24 protein-coding genes and 1 pseudogene are annotated in these 21,874 nt (G+C 29.9%); 2 read left to right on the top strand and 23 right to left on the bottom strand.

What is annotated here, in order from left to right; translation table 11 throughout:
* Window positions 1–127 precede the first annotated feature (127 nt).
* From JV173_RS02250 to JV173_RS02150, 22 genes and pseudogenes are all read right to left on the bottom strand, one after another.
* The gene (locus JV173_RS02250; protein ID WP_205734669.1) at window positions 128–883 is read right to left on the bottom strand and encodes a MerR family transcriptional regulator; all 756 of its coding nucleotides are present in this window, start codon (window positions 881–883) and stop codon (window positions 128–130) included.
* A gap of 135 nt (window positions 884–1,018) precedes the next feature.
* Window positions 1,019–1,468, bottom strand: coding sequence for a hypothetical protein (locus JV173_RS02245; protein WP_205734668.1), 450 nt, complete (start codon window positions 1,466–1,468; stop codon window positions 1,019–1,021).
* Between the two features lie 99 nt (window positions 1,469–1,567).
* Complete coding sequence (locus JV173_RS02240; RefSeq protein ID WP_205734667.1) at window positions 1,568–1,933, bottom strand: YcxB family protein; 366 nt, start codon at window positions 1,931–1,933, stop codon at window positions 1,568–1,570.
* 932 nt (window positions 1,934–2,865) lie between these two features.
* Window positions 2,866–3,951, bottom strand: a complete 1,086-nt coding sequence (locus JV173_RS02235) for an alpha/beta hydrolase (protein ID WP_205734666.1) — start codon at window positions 3,949–3,951, stop codon at window positions 2,866–2,868.
* A 265-nt stretch (window positions 3,952–4,216) separates the two neighbouring features.
* Entirely contained in the window at window positions 4,217–4,594 is a 378-nt protein-coding gene (locus tag JV173_RS02230; RefSeq protein ID WP_205734665.1) for a hypothetical protein, read from the bottom strand.
* Between the two features lie 163 nt (window positions 4,595–4,757).
* On the bottom strand, window positions 4,758–5,429 hold the full coding sequence (locus JV173_RS07090; protein ID WP_276208432.1) for a recombinase zinc ribbon domain-containing protein: 672 nt from the start codon (window positions 5,427–5,429) through the stop codon (window positions 4,758–4,760).
* Window positions 5,430–6,098 (bottom strand): annotated as a pseudogene (locus JV173_RS07085) (recombinase family protein); the annotation flags it as partial.
* Window positions 6,099–6,689: 591 nt separating this feature from the next.
* Entirely contained in the window at window positions 6,690–6,854 is a 165-nt protein-coding gene (locus JV173_RS02220) for a hypothetical protein (protein WP_205734663.1), read from the bottom strand.
* A gap of 106 nt (window positions 6,855–6,960) precedes the next feature.
* Window positions 6,961–7,842: a nucleotidyl transferase AbiEii/AbiGii toxin family protein gene (locus tag JV173_RS02215; RefSeq protein WP_205734662.1), complete on the bottom strand. Its 882-nt coding sequence runs from the start codon at window positions 7,840–7,842 to the stop codon at window positions 6,961–6,963.
* A complete protein-coding gene (locus JV173_RS02210; RefSeq protein WP_205734661.1) occupies window positions 7,839–8,429 on the bottom strand; it encodes a type IV toxin-antitoxin system AbiEi family antitoxin domain-containing protein in 591 nt (196 codons plus the stop codon). The genes JV173_RS02215 and JV173_RS02210 overlap by 4 nt, the downstream gene beginning before the upstream one ends.
* 667 nt (window positions 8,430–9,096) lie before the next feature.
* Complete coding sequence (locus tag JV173_RS02205; protein WP_205734660.1) at window positions 9,097–11,214, bottom strand: heavy metal translocating P-type ATPase; 2,118 nt, start codon at window positions 11,212–11,214, stop codon at window positions 9,097–9,099.
* Window positions 11,215–11,228: 14 nt separating this feature from the next.
* Window positions 11,229–11,594 (bottom strand): ArsR/SmtB family transcription factor, encoded by a 366-nt coding sequence (locus JV173_RS02200; protein ID WP_205734659.1) that lies wholly within the window; start codon window positions 11,592–11,594, stop codon window positions 11,229–11,231.
* Between the two features lie 581 nt (window positions 11,595–12,175).
* A complete protein-coding gene (locus tag JV173_RS02195) occupies window positions 12,176–12,691 on the bottom strand; it encodes a hypothetical protein (protein ID WP_205734658.1) in 516 nt (171 codons plus the stop codon).
* 10 nt (window positions 12,692–12,701) lie between these two features.
* A complete protein-coding gene (locus tag JV173_RS02190; RefSeq protein ID WP_205734657.1) occupies window positions 12,702–13,400 on the bottom strand; it encodes a hypothetical protein in 699 nt (232 codons plus the stop codon).
* A gap of 92 nt (window positions 13,401–13,492) precedes the next feature.
* The gene (locus JV173_RS02185) at window positions 13,493–14,095 is read right to left on the bottom strand and encodes a hypothetical protein (RefSeq protein WP_205734656.1); all 603 of its coding nucleotides are present in this window, start codon (window positions 14,093–14,095) and stop codon (window positions 13,493–13,495) included.
* Complete coding sequence (locus tag JV173_RS02180) at window positions 14,092–14,622, bottom strand: RNA polymerase sigma factor (RefSeq protein ID WP_205734655.1); 531 nt, start codon at window positions 14,620–14,622, stop codon at window positions 14,092–14,094. Before JV173_RS02180 ends, JV173_RS02185 begins: the two co-directional genes overlap by 4 nt.
* Window positions 14,623–14,989: 367 nt before the next feature.
* Entirely contained in the window at window positions 14,990–16,132 is a 1,143-nt protein-coding gene (gene rlmD / locus JV173_RS02175; RefSeq protein ID WP_205734654.1) for a 23S rRNA (uracil(1939)-C(5))-methyltransferase RlmD, read from the bottom strand.
* On the bottom strand, window positions 16,125–16,853 hold the full coding sequence (locus JV173_RS02170; protein WP_205734653.1) for a rhamnogalacturonan acetylesterase: 729 nt from the start codon (window positions 16,851–16,853) through the stop codon (window positions 16,125–16,127). The genes rlmD and JV173_RS02170 overlap by 8 nt, the downstream gene beginning before the upstream one ends.
* Before the next feature lies 1 nt (window position 16,854).
* Entirely contained in the window at window positions 16,855–17,265 is a 411-nt protein-coding gene (locus JV173_RS02165) for a bis(5'-nucleosyl)-tetraphosphatase (protein WP_205734652.1), read from the bottom strand.
* A gap of 64 nt (window positions 17,266–17,329) precedes the next feature.
* Window positions 17,330–17,926, bottom strand: a complete 597-nt coding sequence (locus tag JV173_RS02160; RefSeq protein ID WP_205734651.1) for an alpha/beta hydrolase — start codon at window positions 17,924–17,926, stop codon at window positions 17,330–17,332.
* Complete coding sequence (locus tag JV173_RS02155; protein WP_205734650.1) at window positions 17,923–18,369, bottom strand: MarR family winged helix-turn-helix transcriptional regulator; 447 nt, start codon at window positions 18,367–18,369, stop codon at window positions 17,923–17,925. The genes JV173_RS02160 and JV173_RS02155 overlap by 4 nt, the downstream gene beginning before the upstream one ends.
* 56 nt (window positions 18,370–18,425) lie before the next feature.
* Window positions 18,426–19,616 carry a VOC family protein gene (locus tag JV173_RS02150; protein ID WP_205734649.1) on the bottom strand — a complete coding sequence of 397 codons (1,191 nt, stop codon included), beginning with the start codon at window positions 19,614–19,616 and terminating at the stop codon, window positions 18,426–18,428.
* Between the two features lie 141 nt (window positions 19,617–19,757).
* On the opposite strand from JV173_RS02150, the gene JV173_RS02145 reads away from it, so the two are divergent.
* Complete coding sequence (locus tag JV173_RS02145; protein WP_205734648.1) at window positions 19,758–20,570, top strand: prephenate dehydratase; 813 nt, start codon at window positions 19,758–19,760, stop codon at window positions 20,568–20,570.
* The gene (locus tag JV173_RS02140) at window positions 20,567–21,286 is read left to right on the top strand and encodes a carboxylesterase family protein (RefSeq protein ID WP_205734647.1); all 720 of its coding nucleotides are present in this window, start codon (window positions 20,567–20,569) and stop codon (window positions 21,284–21,286) included. Before JV173_RS02145 ends, JV173_RS02140 begins: the two co-directional genes overlap by 4 nt.
* A gap of 35 nt (window positions 21,287–21,321) precedes the next feature.
* Here JV173_RS02140 and JV173_RS02135 read toward each other — a convergent pair whose 3' ends face one another.
* Window positions 21,322–21,858 (bottom strand): hypothetical protein, encoded by a 537-nt coding sequence (locus JV173_RS02135; protein ID WP_205734646.1) that lies wholly within the window; start codon window positions 21,856–21,858, stop codon window positions 21,322–21,324.
* Window positions 21,859–21,874 lie beyond the last annotated feature (16 nt).

The raw sequence follows: 21,874 nt of genomic DNA, 5'->3' as shown, positions 1-21,874 counted from the left end.
GCCCCTCAATTCATACATTCAAAATGATATTAGCACTTTTATATAAAACTAGCAATCATACAACTTATCAAATATAATAAATGGTAAAAAAACGACAAAAAAACGGTCAATTAAGACCGTTAATCTATTATTTGATGTACTCTAATACTGAATCCCTTAAGAGTTTTGCAAGTCCTTCACCATGTTGATCATAATATCGCTTAAATCTTTCATCGTCAACATACATCTTAACGAGATTATGATGTGCTTCTAGGTTATATTTACCCCATGCAATCATAATCCATTCTTTGTGTAGTCTTGCTGCTTTTTCTCTTAAACTTAAATCGTTTGGGTTTTCTTTTGCATGTTGTAATGTATGAATTAAATCAATTTGAATTTGATTAAACTGATTAAATTTCTCTTCAGACATATTTTTGAAGTACTTTTTAGCATCTTCATAAGCTTTTTGTCCCCAAAAGGAAATAACTTCTTCTTTGTAAGTTTCTTCATTATGTTTGATGAGATCATCTTTTAAACCTTCAAACTTTGATTGGTCACTCATTTTAATTTCTCCTTTCATAGCTTTAATGGTGTTATTGACATTAGATATTAATTTCTCCAACTTACTTTTTTTCAAATTTAGTTCAACTAAATGCTTTCCAAAAAGTTCTATACGAGAAGTTAAATCTTTTATTTTTAAAAGTTTTTTTATGGCTTCAATCTCTAAACCCATTTCTTTCAATATTAGAATGTGTTGCAACTTATCAACATCATCTTGACTATAATAACGATAATTTGAATCATCATTTCGTTTTGGCTTTAAAAGATTTACTTGGTCATAATATCTAAGTGTTCGTGTACTAATGCCTGCTAGCTTGGCAAGTTCACTATTTTTAAATGTCATTTATATCACCAACTTTAGTATAAACTATGACGCAACGTAGAGGTCAAGTATTTTTACTTATATTCTAAAATTAATTTTGAGGAAGTATTATAAATATACAGAATATAAATAAAAAACAATGGTTATTTACCATTGTTATTCGTTCTTTGGTTTGACTTGATCAAGTGCATATTTATGAATCCAGCTCATTGGGAATAGGATTCTATTTGCATATGCATATCGAATCAGTTGACCATGATGCATCACTTCGTGTTCCAGCAAATCAATAAGTTGATGTTCATTTTTATCAGGATATTGATTCATTAAATCTTCAACCATTTTTGCGGTTTCAACTAATTTTTGTTTTACTTTAGAAGCATCATAGATTTCGGTTAATGAACATTCAAATCCAACCCATTTACCTGCAACGTAAGCTTTCATATAAGACTCTCTTGCACCAATGATGCACCACGCTTGAGCACCAACAGTATTTGATGGCAAATTAAGTAGTTTAGATCTTAATTCATCTACAGTAATGTTTTCAAAAAATTCATTTGTTTCTTTAATACTTTGTAAGACTCTATCTTTTATCGTCTGATTAATCATATGTATCCCTCTTTCATATAAATTGAATATATTCTAATTAATTTAATTTGATATGTCAAATAATTAAGATAACTTACACAAAGATTAAAATAAGTCGCATCATAGCGACTTATTTTCTTTTAGTTTTCGTTCAATAAATTTTTTAAAATCAATAACTTGCATCTCATCTTCAAAACATCTTTTAGGAATTACAACTGCTTCAGTTTGTCCATTCAAGTGAATCAAAAATAAGTTACTTGTTTCGCTTAAGCGATCAAATTGATTATAATCAGTTTTTCCAATCGAACCCTTAATCAAAGACTCAATATAATTTTCTTCAAAATCATAATGAATCACCATCTCTAACATATTTTTTTCTTTAAGATTTTTAATAAAATTCTTTTCTACTTGTTTTTTGATTACTTTTGGAACGATAAAAATAGAAAGAATTGAAGCAATCACAAATACAGAAAACATAATAATCATAGTGACTACATCGTTAATAAATATACTTGATAATATAAAAAATGTTACCAAAAAAAAGGGATTAAAAACTTAATTAATTTGTACATTTTCTTGAATTGATCATTTGTTGATGTTAAAAATCGCATATACTCAATATACTCTATTTCAGTCATATTTACAGATCTACTATACATGGTATATTCCCCTTAAATGTTAATTTGAATTCAAGTTATAATTTTTTTAATCTTTATGATATCTTTGAATTCATTACTATATATTTACAGTATATATTAATTGTCATCAATCAGTTATCACATAAAGAGTTTTATCTGGCTAAATGTATTAATTAATAATAAAAAAATAAAGCTCAAACGAATTCAAAGAAAAATAGCCATATCAAGCGCGATATAGCTATTGTTTTAAGGTATATAAAATATCTGGAGGTAAATGATACCCAATCAAATATTTGGAGGTAGACCTCCATATTTTTTATAGCCTAATTTGGATTAACCTCCAAATTTTTTATAGGGCCTTGTTTTATAATCTTGAATGCTTGGTTAGCCTATTTTAATTCGAGCAATACGATGTTTTCAACGTGCGTTGAAAAAACCATATTGCTTGCAAAATCACCCCTGTGTGTATTGAAGTAACATCAAAAACGGCTAAAATATGTTTCCACTTACAAGGTTGGATAGGAGGCTAAAATACCAAAGTAACATATTTTTTGGATTTTACTTTGAAATTATCTTGTCGGAAACACCATCATTGATCTTTTAACCCCAAGAATATTCAATAGGGTTTAAATCCCCTTTACTCGACTGTATTAGTTTACCTATTTTGATACAATTACGCAACATTAACTATTTTTATGCACCCTAATTTTATATATTCTTAGTCTTGTTTAACCTAAGAATTTTTTAATAAAAGTGGTAGTTATAATAACTAAAAGTACACTATCTAATAAATTCACTAATCTTAATAAATACCGATTCATTATTAAGAATATTGTTATGACTCTCTTCTTCTAACACAAGAGATTCTATGTTCTTGCCTTTATCCACAACTTGTTTTGAAAATCTATATGGTATAACTTCATCGTTTAATGAATATATAATCAAAACATCTGAATCTATATTTTCAATTCTTTCTATTGTTTTAAATTTAGATTTAATAAGTAATTCAAACGGGCCATAAAATACTGGAAATCTAGCATTAAATACATCAATTAACGATGTATAAGGGGATACTAAAATTAATTTATATACATTTCTTTGGCTACCCACATAGGAGGCAACACCTGTTCCTAAACTAAAACCCATAACAACTATTTTACTCGAATCTACATACTTCATCTTACTTACATAATCATAAACGCTAAGTGACATTTCATTAATATCGTTTTCATTAGGTATTCCACTACTTAACCCGTATCCTGGATAATCTACCATAACAAAATTAAATCCTTGATAATCTCTCCATTTTAACTCATTTTGATTCATAAAGAAAACAGCCGATAATTGAGCATTACCACCATAATAAATTATTGTTTCAGTGTTAGATTCATCAATTAATGCCCATCCATTATATTGATTTCCATCATCTGAAATAATATTGATTTTTTCATAAATACCTTCATATCTTACTATATTCTCCGCACCTGGAGCGTCAGTTGGAAAATAAATAAATAAATCATGAATATTGATTATTGTATATGAAAATAATAATACTATAGACACTATTATTACTAAAATAGAAACTAATTTATGTGGTTTTAATATCTTTTTTATTAACCTATAAATACCATTAATACCAGTCTTTTTTTGTTTGTTAATTATTAATTTAAATAAAATGATTAGTATTAATATTGGTATAAAATAAAGAAGTGTTTTATAGATAATAATAAAGTCCAGTGGCATACTATTAAAATAGTTTTTATAACCTCTTATACTTACATAAATATCATTTAAAAAAAAATTGAAAATTAATATTACACCTATGTATATAATTATTTCAAATATGACTAGCCAGTTTTTCTTCATTTCACTTATCCTTTTGCAGTATTTTTATTAGACATTCTTTATATTAAACAATTTTTTTGATGTAAATATTACATTACTATTTTTTTCATTAGGTGAAGTTGATTGATTTTCATTTGGATTATAGAGAGATTGGTTCAACCTCTTGCTTAATATAATATCTTTTAACTTGATTTTTATAATGTATTAAATCTATGGTATTTTTTTCAATAAAAATCTATTTCAAAAATATCGAATTTATTTTGTACAATTACTTTAAAAGATGGATCTAATCTATTTCTATTTCCTGTTTATGATACGATTCATCATCAATCTCGTTGTTTTTGCCTGAAGGCATTATATAGTTTAGTGTTTCGTACTCCCATTTATCTAATGTCGATTGCGGCTCTCTGCTTTGGGTGCGTAGACAGTAACCTTGATATGCGTGTCTCATCTCGTGAAAAGCAGTAATGATAACTTCAGTCCAATCACTTCTTAAAACCCAATCTTCGTTAAATATAATCTCGTTGTCATCAAATTTATACATGCCAGTTATTTCACTATTAGACAGTTGGTTCTGTTCTATAATAAATAACTCTGGAGCAGGGAAGTTAAGTATTTTCTCTACGATTTTTACGGCTGAAATTACGACATCAAAATTATCCATCTTAACTCCTATTTTTAGTAATTATCATCATTTTCTTTTTGTTTTTTGGTTATTTAAATTATAACATTTTTATTCTATTTATAAAACCTCAATCTACATCATAAATAGAATACGTAAAAACCACACAACTAATATTAGCTGTATGGCGCCTAATTTACTTTAATTAGCTTCTAATTTCTTTCCCGTTGTTGAGTTTAAATGTTATGTTTTTATCTCTATGTACTATTGCACTTTTAACTAATAACATCCATATTGATTCATTCCATGCTGTTATTTTATCGTCTGCTTTACTCAAATTTGCGACAAATGTTTTCATATTAAGTTCTTGTGTCTTTTTATTGGTTCTACTATCTATGAGTTCTTCTTGACGATTCTTGGCTTGTTCATACCTCTTTGTGAGTTCCATGTACTTTTTATCGTATTCATCTTGATCCATGTTTGGTTTTGAGTTATCTTTTATTAGTTTATTTATGAGTTCAGTAGTCACAACCATCTCATCGTATAAGTCATCAATCTGATTATCTAATTGAGTTGTATCAGTAAGGAGTGCAATCATCGCATTTGTATCATCAATAATTCTTTTCTTGTCTTGCATGGTTATGTTGTAAGCTTCAATAAATTTATGCTTTATCTCGTTATCCTTTAGATTTGGAGTCGTACATTTATCTTTACCTTTTTCAAACTTGCGATTGCACTGATGTATGAACCTTGAGTATTTGGTATTGGAGTGCCATTTCTTTTGGCCATAAAAACCACCGCAGTCTTCACAGACTAACTTTGAAGCAAATATATCATTTGATGAGTACTTAGCTCCTAGCGCATCCCTCCTTGCCAACTCTATCTGGACAGATTCCCATGTATCTCTATCAATGATAGCAGGATGATTGTTTTCAACATAGTATTGAGGAATTTGACCAGTATTTTTTACAAGTTTCTGACTTAGATAATCTTCGGTATAGTTTTTTTGTAGTAAAGCATCGCCCTTATACTTTTCATTTGTAAGAATCGAGTTTAAGGTATTCTTTGTCCATTTAGTTGATTTCCCACTTGGCGTCTTAACATTTAGTTTAGTAAGATGATTTGCGATTCCAGTGATTGACTTCCCTTTAACTAAAAACATACGATATATTAACTTAACAATGATGGCTTCGTCTTCATCAATTACTATTTTCTTGTTTTCTTTTTTATAACCTAAGAATCGCTTATAGGCAAATGATACTTTTCCTTGTTGAAAACTAGCTCTCTTACCCCAAGTGACGTTTTGACTAATCAATCTTGATTCCTCTTGTGCGATCGAAGCCATAATGGTCAGAATGAGTTCGCTCTTTGGATCTAAGGTCCATAGGTTCTCTTTCTCAAAGAAAACTTCGACTCCTTTATCTTTTAATTTTCTAACAAAGGATATTGTATCAAGCGTATTACGTGCGAATCTTGAGATGGACTTTGTAATGATGAGGTCAATCTTGCCTGCTAAGGTATCAGATATCATCCTGTTGAATTCAGGTCGTCTTTTAGTATTAGTTCATAAAAAAGAAGCATTTAACCCAGTTTTTAAGGGATAAATGCTTCTTTTTCTATTTTATAAATGGCTTTGTTAAGCCGTTTTTAATGAAAGCAATACGATGTTTTCAACGTGCGTTGATACGACTAGATTGCTTGCAAAATCAAGGTTGTGTGTATCAAAGTAACATCAAAATCGACTAAAATATGTTTACCTTTACATGGTTGAAAACCATCTATAATGCCAAAGTAACATATTTATAGGTTTTAATCTAAAACTATAAATGAGCGTCATAATTATCTCATCTCCATAAAAGAATAAATCCTTAATCCATTTAAGTTGCACAATAAACAAAGGATTTTTCATATGATCTTATTTAAATTGGTTTAATATCTCAAGTGATTCTTTTGTTATATTGCTATAGCCATTCCAGATAAAGTACTGTGTTATCACATCATGTTCATCATATTCAACAACTAGAAAATTGCATGTATATCCATCATTTTCTCCGTACTCATAATCATCGATTATTTTGGATTCTTCACTGTCAAAAACAAAAATATCATAGCGTTCTACAAGTTCTTTCCATGTGTTTTAAATCACACCTTCAGTAATGTCAATTAAATCCATATTTTCGTGATTATATACACTATGTTGCTTAAATCTATCTCCACGAATTTCATTAAGGTCTGAGATACTTGCTAACCTTGGATTAAATTTTTTGCTTAATTTCTTTCTTATTTCTTTTTTATTAAGCATGAATACCTCCTACTTATTATATATTATGAATAAAGCATGTGGATGTTCTTTTCCGAATGGATGATAATGTGGCAAATGTATGTCACCTATTTTAAGTTGTTTGGGTTTAAACATTATTATCCTCTAAATCTACTTTAATTTGCTTAGTAATGGATTTAAAAAATTCGCTACTCCAAAGGTCTAAACTAGACTGATCTTTAATAAATGGTCTAACATCGGATTTGGCAATATCATAATCAATCTGGTCGAATCGTTTTTCTAAGATATCTATTAATAAATCTCGAGAAAGTTTGACTTCTTCGTCAATTGTTTTAGTTTGTTTGAGTCTAGATTCTAAGTGTTTTAAATTAGCTTTTGTATCTAAACTTAAATAATAGACATAATCATATAAATCTCTGCCCTTTATGCGGTTCTTCCAACTTCTAGCAATCACAGCATGAATTTTGCCAGCAAATAACGATGAGGCATCATAAACTCGAACTTGGTATGGGAATGGTAATAATCGAAACTTAATTTCTGTATGTGCGTATAGTGGGGGATTTACATCAACTTCAAACTTGATGATAATCTTTTCATTATGAATAATAAGTCTAGAATCTGATGAACTTGAATAAATAGTAATCAAGGTTTCTTTTGTATTACCTTTGATGAAAGCCGAATCAATATTTGAGTTTACCGTCTTATCCTTTTTGGAAACTTCAAAATTGAGTCCAAGTGAGTTTACGGCGTCACTTATTGGTTTAAAATATTTACTTATATCAAAAGTATCATCTGATACAAGTAAGCTAAAGTCCAAATCCTCACTAAATCTATCCATTCCGTAAAAAATTCTTAAAGCTGTTCCACCATAAAAAGCAGCATGGGTAAAAAAGTCAGTTTTAGAAAGACCAGCCAACACCACTTCTTGTAAAACTTCTTTTATTGCATGCTTCTTATCTTCTAAGGTTTTTGGATTATACTTATTGATCATCTGCTGAATAATTGTCATTTCATATACTCACTTTCAATGTATTTTCTTAAGTACTTCATATTGTTCGATATGTATTTATCAGATAAAAATATTGTTTCATCAAAGTTAAGTTGTTCAAACATATCTTTATTTACCCGTAAATCCTCAAAAAGCAGTCTCTTTAATTCTTTGATACTTGTTACTGGTTTTCTATTATATAGTAAATCACATAGTGCTTTTTCTGGGCTAGCTATAAAGTAAGCATACCCGTCTTCTTCATAAGCTTTTACTGAATAAGGAAATGCAGCATTTGGAACATCTCTATAGGTATAAAGTCCGAAATGATTTTGATAAACCTTTCTTTTTCGTTTGTTGAATGTAGCACTCGTATAAACAACAACTCTTTCAGGAATGAGATTATGATATGAAAGTGCATATTCGAAAGATAAATAGGACGGTGCATAAATATATGAAGCAAGTAAAAAACCATCAACAGAGCTTTCTGTTTCATAAATGCCTCGTACAAGAGGAAATAAGAAACCATTATCAATATCTCTTTTGATTTTGCCATTAATATCCGTATAACTCTTATACTTTTCTTTTAAGTTTAATGTTGTAACAATCATATTATTTCCTCCACTTAATTTTATTATATGCTATTATCTGGAGAAAATCAATATATTATGGGTAGATGAGTGTTTCCTTTCTAAAGCAAAATATATGTTTAGTGCATCTTTTGATGTTTCCACATTAGGCATAAAACAAAAAAAGAAGCATTTAACCCTATTTAAAGAAGTTAGATGCTTCTTGTTCTATAGTATGAATGTTTTTGTTAAGCCGTTTTTAATGAAAGCAATACGATGTTTTCAACGTGCGTTGAAAAAACCATATTGCTTGCAAAATCGACCTTGTGTGTATTAAAGAAACATCAAAATCGACTAAAATATGTTTCCCCTTACATGGTTGAACTGATGGCTAAAATACCAAAGTAACATATTTTTTGGTTTTTATGCTAAATTGTCAATACGAACTACACTCATTTTATCTCATCACCTAAAGAGTATTCAAAAGGGTTTAAGTTCTCCGTCACTCTACTGTCTAAGGTTTTGAGGTTTAATACAACTTTAGCACCCTAGCCTTCAATTTGTGTAAAAATTTTAGAACCCTAGTGTCATATATATGTAATTTTCTAGCACCCTTAATTTATGGCTTAATGAAGCTGTTTTTATTTGAGACTTGTTAAAAAACATAACGGTAAATTGAATAAACTCTATTAAGTTAGTATAATTTAAGTTAATTATTTATTTTATAGTTATATTTGAGTACCCTCATTGCATTTAGTACTGCTAATAATGACACCCCGACATCAGCAATCACGGCTTCCCACATAGTTGCGATTCCGACAGCTCCTAAGGCTAGAAACAAGAGTTTAACTCCTAATGCGAAGTATATGTTTTGCCATACAATCTTTCTAGTTCTTTTTGCCACAAAGACCGCAGTACCTATCTTAGAAGGTTCATCATTCATAATCACCACATCAGCTACATCGATGGCTGCATCGGCACCGAGTCCACCCATAGCAATTCCAATATCAACTCTCGCTAATACTAGTGTATCGTTGATACCATCACCTACAAAGAACAGCTTCCCTCTGCTCGATTTTTGGAGTAATAACTTCTCTACAATATTGAGCTTATCTTCAGGCAACAATTCGCTATGAATTTCATCGATATCTAACTCTTGTCCAACTGCATCAGCAACTAATTTCTTGTCACCAGTTAGCATGACAGTTTTTTTAATGCCTAATGACTTCAACATTTTAATAGCAGTTTTTGAGTCTTGCTTTATCTGATCTGAGACAACAATATTTCCAACATATTTTCCATTGATAGCGATGTATATAATCGAACCCAATGCAATAGATTCCTTGAATTCAACACCCTCTCTTTTCATCAATCTAGCATTCCCGATTGCAATGATATCATTTTGATAGGCTGCTTTTACACCATGTCCAGATATTTCTTCAACATCAGTTATTAAACTTTGATCTATTTCTTTATTGTATTTATTGACGACTGAGACAGCGATAGGATGATTAGAAAAACTTTCCACATACGCTGCTTTTTCGAGTAACTCTTCTTGTGTTGCACCATTAGCTGTATTAATTTCAGTCACTGTAAAAGTTCCTTCAGTCAATGTGCCAGTCTTATCAAAAACTGCAATCTCAATGTTATTTAATGCTTCTAGGTAGTTTCCACCTTTAACTAAGATACCATTTCTTGATGCAGCTCCAATACCACCAAAGAAACCAAGCGGAATCGATACAACGAGTGCACATGGACACGAAATAACTAAGAATATAAGTGCTCTGTAGATCCATTCCTCAAAAGTTGCACCTTGTATAAAGAGTGGTGGTATTACCGCAATCAAAACAGCCAACGAAGTGACAATTGGAGTATATACTCGAGCAAATTTAGTGATAAAATTCTCGGTTGGTGCTTTTTTGCTGGTTGCATTTTCAACCATTTCAAGTACCTTAGAAACAGTTGAATCGCTTGCGAGTTTGGTAACTTTAACGGTCAATAAACCATTGATATTAATACAACCAGAGAGTACCATCTCACCTTTTGTAACATTTACAGGCACAGATTCTCCTGTTAGAATTTTTGTGTCAATTGTGGAATCTCCTGACAACACTTCACCATCAAGCGGAATTCTTTCGCCTGGTTTAATGATCATTATCTCTCCAGTTTGAACGTCTTCAACACGCATTTCCACAGAAGTGTTGCCTTTTTTAATCGTTGCGACATCAGGTCTGATTGACATCAATTTTTTTATGGATCTTCTGGATCGATTGACTGCTACGTCTTGGAAAAATTCACCGACCTTATAAAAAATCATAACTGCAACTGCTTCAGGATGCTCTCCAATAGCAAATGCACCCATAGTTGCTATCGTCATTAAGAAGTTTTCATCGAACACCTTACCTCGATATATGTTATTGACTGCCTTCAGTACAACTTCTCCACCGATGATGAAATAACTTAGTATAAGTAATACATAACGAAAAACCGTTCCTTCAGCAATCAATAATCCTCCAGTAAATAGTAAGATACCTATACCGAAGATGATTAAATCTTTCGTCATTGATGATTCTTCATCCACGTGATCTTCATTCTTCACATTTGATTGTGCTATCGTTACGCCAGGTTCAATTTTATCAATAATTTTTTGAACCTTTTCTTCTATACGTTTTTGATCTAGCGAATTTTTGAATTGAAGTGTCAGTTTTTTTGCTATAAAATCAACGTTGGCACCTAAAATTCCTTCGGTCTTGTTTAATTTTTCTTCAATCTTAGCCGCACAACTCGCACAGCTAATTTCTGATAAACTATATTTAATCTCTTTCATGTTTTTTCTCTATTCTACTTATGTTTTAGATGATTCATTGCTTGAGATATTAACACGTGGACGTGGTCATCGTCAAGCGAGTAATAAACAACATTCCCCTCTTTTCGGTATTTAACCAAACGATTCTCTCTTAAGGTTTTCAATTGATGTGAGACAGCGGATTGACTGACATTGATCACAGCAGACAGATCGCACACACACAACTCGGTTTCTTTTAATGCCAATATGATTTTCATTCTTGTGGGATCGCTAAATGTTTTGAAGAACAAAGTTAGCAGTGAAATAGATTCATTATCTAGTAAGTTTTTATGGGCTATTTCTATTTTTTCAGGGTGAAGAACATTACATTCACAAAACTCTATTATATCTTTTTGATCCATACTAATCCCCTATCTATATGAGCGCTCATTCATATAGATATATTGTATCACAATAAACTACTGAGTCAATAAAAACAACTTCTTTAGATGTTTCCACATTAGGCATAAAACAAAAAAGAAGCATTTAACCCTATTTAAAGAAGTTAGATGCTTCTTGTTCTATAGTATGAATGTTTTTGTTAAGCCGTTTTTAATGAAAGCAATACGATGTTTTCAACGTGCGTAGAAAGGTGCAAATTGCTTGCCGATTTTTCACATAATGGAGGCAAGTAACATAAATATTTTTAGTCATTATGCTTTTAAATGTAGGGAAGAAACATATTTCTGTTGAAAATTATAGATCATTCACTTACTATTACAGCATATGAATAACCTAATGCATATAGATACGCTTGTTTTGCATTTGCTTGACTTATGAATTCATATAAATGCGTTTGCACTAATCCATACACAACTACTACTGGTGGTGTTGATTTCCACAGATATTCTGCCGATAAAAATTCTTCAATATTAATTGATTAATGAATGAATCTAAAGTCTTTCAAATTAATACTTAAATAGTGGAATTTTATTCGTAATAATCATTTTTTTGGAATAATTATATTATATCCTACCATAATAGCGGATATTAATGATAATAATCCACTGATATAACCACCAAAATATAGATACAAATCTGATGAATCCAGTCTAATGAATCTGAAACTATCTTCCACTACTCTATTATAATTTGCAAATTGTATTGGTAAAAAACATAATATTCCAACCAATAAAAATAAGATAAAAATCACTAATCTTGAATATGGAAAAACAATATCAAACAATTCAAGAATAAGAAGAATGATTCCAGCCAAACTAAATATTGGTATCAATAAAAGCACAAATGATAATCCAAATCCAGTAACGCTATTTGTAGAGTACTCAACAGATCCGATTGATGCTTGAAATCCAAAAATAAACTTCCATCCCACCAAACCACTTGGTGCGATACCAGGACTGGATATTACAATTTCAGAAAACATAAATACTACAACACTAATGAGGATTAGTACAATTGGTGTTGAAATATCTTTTATGATTTTTGAGATTTTTGTCATATTAACCCACCTATTCCCCATCATCCATTTCATAACCACACGATGCACAATAGATAGGCATTCCTGGAGCTTGGGCCAAACCTAAATGTGCTCTTAATACATAGTTTCCACATGAACAGTATGCTTTATGTTGCAATGATGAATAAAATGCATATTCTACTTCTGTGAAATCAGGCAAATCAGATGACATAATGTCATCAATTTCATGTTTATGATCTGCATTTCTTTTATTTAAACCTGATTTTTCTGCTTCTGTTGAATTATGTTCTTTATTTACAGCAATGCTTTCTTTAATTTGATTTTCCATAGCAATTAATTTTTGTTTTTCATCGCTTCCTACTTTATTACCTGTTCCAAGATCAGTCAGTTCATTATTGACTTCAACATAATAATAAGTTGGTCCAATATATTTCTTATCTCCCATACTATTTCCAAATGGTGATGAGTCTTCAGCAGAATATTCAAGAAATATACCATTATCTCGATCGTATATTAGGTATCCGCTTTCAACACCTTCTGCTAAATAGAATCTTTCATATGAATTTAAACCATCCATTAATTGAACTGTAATCCTTTGATTACCTAATTTTTCTCTAGATAATTCAATCACTTTTTGGTAATCATTTTCATTATCTGTTGCATATACCACGCTTTGTGATAGAAACGCAACCAATAAAACCAGTAATACCAGTACATATGTTTTTTTCATTTTATTCTCCTTTTCTGAGGTAGAAAAATAAAACACCTCTTAAGTAATTCTACTTAATAAGGTGCTTGTACTTTTGTTTTTATTGCATTATTTTAAATGTTATTCAAATATTCATTAAATAGATCCAAATTAAACTCTTGAATTTGACTTTCATCATCTATATCAATTTGGACTTTAATATCATCTTCACTAAAAATCACATAATAGAATCTTGTAGATTGGTTATTATAACTATGATTATATGATAAAACAGTTTCACCATTGCTCTTTATTGAGATCGTCAACATTATTTCATTTGATGAGACAATATCAAATAACAGAAGATTAACGTAAGAATCCCCATCATCATATACTGCATAATAGATACTAATCTTTGTTAATTCACCTTCAATAAATATCATGGTTGAAATTGGACTATCAATATAATCAATTACACCATTGATATCATCTAAATAGCTTTGGGCTGGAGTTAGATTTGTATCAATACCACTTTTGGGGAATTGTGTATCTAAATAAAATGCAATAGCAATCACGAGTATAATGATGGATAAAAATGCACTTGCCATAGATGGCCAAAATAAAACTGTTTTTTTCTTTGTTAATTGAACTTCTGTATTAAATTCCAGTTTTTGTTTTACTTTATTAAGTAGATTTTCATCATGTTTTTGTCTTATTGATTGATCTATACTTTTCATAATTTAATTCCATTCCTAACTTTTTCTATAGCTCTTTTATATTTACTAAGGATAGTATTTACGGGTTGTTTCTTAAACTTTGCGATATCCTTAAATTTTGTTTTTTTTAATAAATGCAATATTACGATTTCAGCAGTTTCCTTCTCTAATATACGATATATTTCATTAGTAATATAGTCTGATAACTCTTCTTCTTTCTTGTTGATTGCTTCATCTATAAGACGAAGTTCTTCACTCTCTTTATATTTCTCCAAGGCTTTTTTTTCTGATATGATCTTCCTAAGATGCATATTAGCCTTATTTTTTGCAATAGTTAAGCACCAATATTTAAAATTACCACCACGATAATTGGTACACTCATTAAAAATAGAAACGAATGTGTCCATCTGCAATTCTTCGGAAACATTAATATCATTGGTAATCTTATATATTACAGTAAAAATAAGAGTGGAATATGCGTACCATACTTCATTGAACGCCCATTCTTTCTTTTCTTGCAAAGCCTGTATTGTTTCCTTTAGTATCATGACAACTCCCTATTTTTCTTAATAAGTTGCATATCATTTATATTTTATTGCATTAATCTATATTTATTAACATTTTTTATCTACATTTAAAGGTCATTCACTTACTATTTCAACATGTGAACAACCCTATGCATATAAATTCATTGGTTGTGCATTTGCTTTACTTATAAATTCATATAAATGCATTTGCACTAATCCATACACAATGATTATAGGATGCATGGAAATTATTATATATTTAGTCAAACTATGCAACATTGTATAACTAAACATATTATGTTACTTCAATACAGACAAAAGGCGTTGAATATAGCCAATTGCGTTCGAAATTTAAAATTATTCATGGCTTTGTAAGGCTGTGAAATTTCTATTTTAGGGAAAGCAATACGATACTTTCAACGTGTTGAGTATAGGTGAACATGTCAACCGGTTGAACCGTTTTAATTCGATAAAATTTCGACAATTGTTTAATGTCTCTAGCTTGAGTTACAGGATCACATGAAATATATAGTATTTTATTTGGCATGAGTTTTAAAAGTGCTTGGTTAAATTTAAGCGATGCACCTTCTCTTGTTGGGTCCATGATTAATAAATCTACTGGTTTATCAAATGCCTCAATTAAGTTTTCAACATCACCTTGTACAAAAGTTACATTCTTAATATCGTTTATTTTTTTATTATTCACAGCATCTTTGACTGACGCATCGTTAATCTCAAATCCGTAAACATGGTGTGCAAGTTTACTTGCTAATAAAGTTATTGTACCAATACCTGAATAACAATCAAGAACAAGCTGTTTAGTATTGATTTGTGCAATTTCCAATGATTTATGATAAAGATTCATCATTTGTTCAGGATTTACTTGATAAAAGGCCCTAGATGAAATTTGAAATCTCAAATCATCAATCTGATCAATAATATATCCTGGACCATAAAAAATCTTTTCTTCTTCTAAAAGAATGAGTTTCGTATCTTTTCGATGGATATTTTGGATAACTGTTTTAATTTCAGGATGCAAACTTACAAGTTCTTTTGTGAAGTCTTTATGATTTGGGAAAAGTGTCCCTTGAGTTGCAAAAATAACCATATATTCATTAAATGCATATGACTTACGTATCATCACATGTTTAATGATGCCCTCACCACTTTTTTCATGATAAGCTCTCATCTTATATTTAATTAATAACTTTTCGACATCTTCAAAGATTTTATCAATACCAGGATGATGTAAGAAATGTCCAAGTCTTGGTTTAATTTCCTTACTACCTTCAATATATAAACCTAATCGAATTTGAAAATTCTTTGTTAATTTGACATTTACTGCAGATAAAACAGCTTTATGTCTGTAATGTTTAGGTTTTGGATTCGGTATGATTGGTAAAGTTTCTTTACCAAATAGATCAGCAACCATCTTCTGTTTAACTTCTAGTTGTTTTTCAACAGTTAATTTTTCAAAGTCACTTGTTTTATAGCTTAATGCAATGCTATCGTCATTATAATTTTTATACATTTATCGCACGTTTGACGTCGATTCTATTGATGAGGTTTTCAACTAATATATAGTCTTTTAATGGATGGTCTTGTTTAGTGAAATACAATTCTTCTGCAACAAGACTTGCTACAACCATTGCACCTAAATCATTAAAATGCGTATCGTCATAAATCCCTTCTGGATAATTTTTATGTTCAGCTTTATGGATATGAAGGAAGAGTTTTCTTGATAAATCCCATCCAAAATATTCATAAAGCTTTCTTGTTTTCTTAAAGATATCGAAGAAAACGACTTTTTCACGTTTAGCCACTTGTTTTGCAATCATTGGATAAACAATTACATTCTTTTTGTTAACTCTATGTTTAGATTTAAAGTGTCTTCTAGAAACAGATGATAAAACAATCGGAAATGCACCTTTTTCTTTCGTTTCTTTAATCATAAATTCTAATTTTTTCGGGTATGCATCATATGGATCTGCATACCTTAAAGGATCTTCTATTTTTGAATCATTATGCCCAAATTGCATAATTAATACATCACCTTTTTGAATCACACGCATCACTTCTTCAAATCTTTTTTCTGCAATGAAAGAGCGTGTTGATTTACCATTAAATGCATGATTTAAAATTTCTACTTCTTCATTAAAGAATAAGTAAAACTTTTCACCCCATCCGGTTTCTGGTCTTGCATGTAATTGTTTTGGTGCTGCAGTCGAATCCCCTATAATATGAATACGCATATTAATTCTCTACCTTCCCCGCAAGCTGAATAAATATTTTTTTATCGTTATCATATGTTAAGTATTTAAATACTTGGTCTTTTGTATACCATCCAGCAACTGCTACTTCACTATCTTGTTTAGTGATTTTTGTACTAATTGCTTTTCCTAAAAAATAGTAAACATCTTTATATACACCATTTGGCATCAAATATGTATTCACTTTCATTTTGTCTGAAACAAAGTCAAACATAATACCAGTTTCTTCATATACTTCTCTTTTAGCAGTATCAATCACAGATTCATTCTTTTCAATATGCCCTTTTGGGAATGAAAAATGACCACCTAGTTTATGCTGAATTAAAAGATATAATGTTTTACCATCTTCTGTTTTTGTGTAGACAATCGCTCCAGCAGATACTTCTTTTACCATAATACTCAACTCATTTCATTTAATTTCTCTACTCTATTATAAACTAAAAGCGTCTAAAAGACGCTCATAATTCTTGATACCAAATAATTAAGTCTTTTAACACACTTTGTGGAATGGTATGTCCATTTTGATGCCAAACCATTTTTAATTTAGCGTGTGCTTCTTTTAATGCTGCTTCTAACTTTAGTGTTTTATCTACCGTTGTAAAACTATCAAATTGTGAAGTGGATAAATAAATTGGTAAGTTCTTAAGATCAATAAAATCTTTTTTATCATTTACATACACAGGACTTAATAGTATTGCCGAATCAAAAACACCATTTTCCTCTTGAATGATACTTTGAATCATATTCGCACCATTGGAAAATCCAAGTCCTATTTTTTTAAGTTCATCAATATGATATTTTTGATAAGTATCTTTTAGAAAATTAGAAATCACTTTGATTTCATGATCAATATTCTCATAATCAAATGTACCATTTGGATATCTTCTAAAGAATCTAAACATACCACCTTCTGATACATTACCTCTTAAACTTAAGATTGATGCATCTTTATCAATCATTTTGGCAAGTGGTACTAAATCATATTCATCTCCACCAGTTCCGTGGAAAAGAATCATTAACTTATCGTTACTACCTTTTTCAAAATAGTGAATCATTCGATACTATCCGCCATATCCAATGCATTGAATCCTACTTTTTTAAGGAGTTCACCAAGCATTTTCTTTTCTTCGGCAGTAAGTACTTCAAAGACTTGTCTCATAACTTCATAATGTTTAGGGAAAATATCATCAGCAAGTTTTTTTCCAGATCCTGTCAGTTCAACATAAAATGTACGTTTATCTGTAGAATCTTGAATTCTTTCGATTAATTTCTTCTCTTGAAGCTTATCAAGTACATAAGTCATTGAAGAGTTTGCAATAAGTACTTTTTGACACATACCTTGGACAGGTAGTCTACCTTTATGATACAGTGCTTCTAGTGCAGCAAATTCAGTTGGATTCATTCCATATTTAGCAATATCTTTTTTAGCGAAAGCTTCAACTGATTGAAATGCTTTAAATAGAATGGTCATTGATTTAAGTTCTTCTTTATAATTCATATTCATTTCCCCTTCGCATTTTATTTTATCATTTTGATAAAAAGAGCTTTTCTTTATTACTCTTTCTGCGAAACTTTCTTACGTTTTAATTGTTGGAATTCCTTATTCTCATCTTCAACTTTTACATTTTCAAGATTTTGAACAATCATCCCAGTGATACTTTCTACATACTTACGTCTAAGTTCATTTCGATAAATTGTTTCTTCTTCAGTTAAACCTTCTGATTTTGATTTTCTTGCAAGTCTATTAATTTCAGAAAGCAATTTCTGATGACTATCAAATGTATTGAATTCTTCTAAATTTTGATAAGTATAGTTTTGTAGTCGATCGACTTCTCTAATAAACAATGGGAACAATTCACTTTTAACTTGTGCTTCATATTGTTTAAATTGTTCTGGGATATAAAGTTCTGGATTATTTGTATCAGATTTCTCAAATCCTGGGCCAGTTGCTGCGAGTTCTATCATGATACCACCTGGTTCTCTCATATAGATGGATTTGAAAAAATGTCTATCTTTTATTTCTGTAACTTCAATACCTTTAGATGTTAGATATTGATGCCAAACTTCTAATGGTTCTGAGACTTCAAATGCAATATGATGATATGTTCCTTTTCCAGAAATACCTTGAGGAAGTGTAAGTTTTGATAATTCTATATATTTACCAATCTCATTTGAACCTTGGTATCTTATATAAACTGAATCTTCAACTAACTTTTCTAACCCTAGAACATCTTCTAAAAATTCACTTGTTTTTTCAAAATCATTACTGCTTAATAATGCACCATAAATACCTGTGATTGCTGATTCTTTTTCAACACCATTAAATGTATAAATGTTTTCTACTTTTAAATCAGATTCTACAAGTTCAATTGCAAGTCCATGTTGATCTCTAAAATGTATTCTAGTTTCTCCAAATCTTTTTAATAAATCATAAGGGATCATAAATTTATTTAATCGATTCATCCAAAAATTCATTGAACCTTTTGGAATAGATACAATAACTGTTGTAACTTGACCGGCACCAACTTCTCCTTGTTTATAGTGACTCTTCCATGGAAAATAAGTTAAACCTGAACCTAAATCGTAATTACCATTTGTATAATATAAATGATAAATGTTATATTGATCAAAATTGAGTGTTTTAACAGCCATTTTAAGTGATAAAAAAGAACTGTAGAAATCTACATTTTCTTGTGCATGTCCACTTATTGCTGAGATGTGATGGATACCTTTAACTTTCATCATATTAAAACCTCACTTTCTTGTATAGTTACATTATATTTCGAATTCGAAATTTTAGTATACATAATACATCATTATCTTAAATTATGTTACAATATGAATAGTTTAATTAGTTTTAAGATTTATATCTTAAGGAGAAAATACTTGAAAAAGGTTGTCACACTAGGTCCTGCAGGAACATACTCAGAAATTGCAACTAAAAAATTATTAAAAGTCTTAAATATGGATGCTAAGATCCTTTTTGAACCAAGTATTGATTTTTGTTTTGAAAAATTTAAAGAAACGGATTATTTAGTGCTTCCACTAGAAAATTCAATTGATGGATACATTCAACGAACGTTAGATTTATTGAACTCAAATGAACATTATTATATTAATAAAGAACTCTCAATTCCTATCACATTTTCACTTGTATCAAATGAAGTTTCAATGGATGAGATAGAGACAGTTTATGTGCAGTTTAAAACTCAAAACCAATGTTTAAACTTCTTCCATCAATTTAAACATTTGAAATTTGTTATTACAGATTCAAACGTTCAATCATTAAATCTTCATCTAAAGAATCCGAAAAAAACTGCAGCTGTTGTTCCAACCCATTTAGTTTCAAATAAACATCAACTCGTAATCAATCATATTGAAGATGAACTAACAAATCAAACACGATTTGTTTTAATCGAGAAAAAATTATGGGAAGAAAGAGTTGAAAAAAATTTAAAAGTCTTATTGGTACTTTCACCGAATGTTGATAGACCAGGTTTACTTTATAACCTACTTGGGACTTTCGCAAAACACAACATCAACCTCTCCTCAATTATGTCTCGACCTAAAAAAGATAAAATTGGTACATATCACTTCTTCTTAGAATTAAATCTTCAATCAAAAAACTTAAAAGAGTTGTTACAAACACTTAAAAACTCAATCGATCTAAATATAAAAATATTAGGAGTATACGCATGAACTTAGTCGATATAATGAAATTAGAATCTTATGATAATCCAGCAATTGGACAAAAACTGCAATACACAGTTTATATACCTCAAGAAAAACGAGATAAATATAAACTTTTCATCTTTATGCATGGTTCAGGAGAACGTGGTGAAGATGGTCTAAAACCTATTATGTATCACGCTAAAATAGCAAAAATGATTATTGAACATCCAGTATATGGAAAAGAAACAATTATCATTGCACCTCAAGTTCCAACCGAACAAAGATGGATGCCTTTAGAAGATGTCTTTAAAGGTACCTATCGTTATGCAACAAATCAGCCAACACCAATTCAGTTAATCTTTAATGATTTCTTAGAAAACGAACTTTTTAAACGTTATCCAATTGATAAACACCATGTTTACATGGGTGGTATTTCAATGGGTGGATCTGGTATTATGGATTACATTACAAGATATCCAGATATGTTTGCGGCAGTTATTCCAATTTGCGGTACACTTGATATCACTCAACTTGAAACATATAAGAAAACACCAATGTGGTTATTCCATTCAAGTGATGATACAACCGTAAGCTATGTACCATTTAGAGATGGTGCGAAAGTTTTAATGGAAATGGGAGCACCTGTTAGATATACTGAGTATAATGACACAGGTCATCCTTCATGGCATAGAGCTTACGAAACTGAAGGTTTACTTGATTGGTTATTCTCACATTCAAAATAATCTAAAATAAAAGGCACTTAAAGTGCCTTTTTTGTTTAAGATTTATTCATTTCAATTATGAGATCATCATAGAACTTTGTTGTTTGATCATATTTAGAATTAAATATAATAGTTTTTTGATCATATTTTAAGTATGCTTTTTTAGGAAGAATGATTAATTTAAACATCTTTTTACCCTTATCTCTATAAATAGACATTTTCACATGAGAAAAGCTATAACCATGAATTAATGTGACTTTATAATTACCAGATTTCAATTTGAAGTAACTAGTTATTTCTTTTACTAAATTGTTCTCTAATCTTTCTTGTTTGATAAGACTTTGATAAATACCATAATTTGATTGATATAACTTATATTGATAAAGATAATATATCAAACTAAATTTTGAAATGTAAATGTAGTAAGGAATAAGGATAAATAAGAATATACTTGGAACCCATAACTGAAATGCTAATAAAATAACTCCAGCAATTGTAAATATATAGATTAAGTACACGATAATTTTACGTATTTTTGGACTAATATCTCTACTTCTTTGGAAGGTGTCTTTTTCGGAATTTTTATAAAACATTTTAATGAATTCAAAT

The sequence above is a fragment of the Acholeplasma equirhinis genome, from assembly GCF_017052655.1.
Taxonomy (GTDB): Bacteria; Bacillota_I; Bacilli_A; order Acholeplasmatales; family Acholeplasmataceae; genus Acholeplasma; species Acholeplasma equirhinis.
Note: the sequence above shows the minus strand (reverse complement) of the source record. Positions and strands in the feature narration are given on the sequence as shown.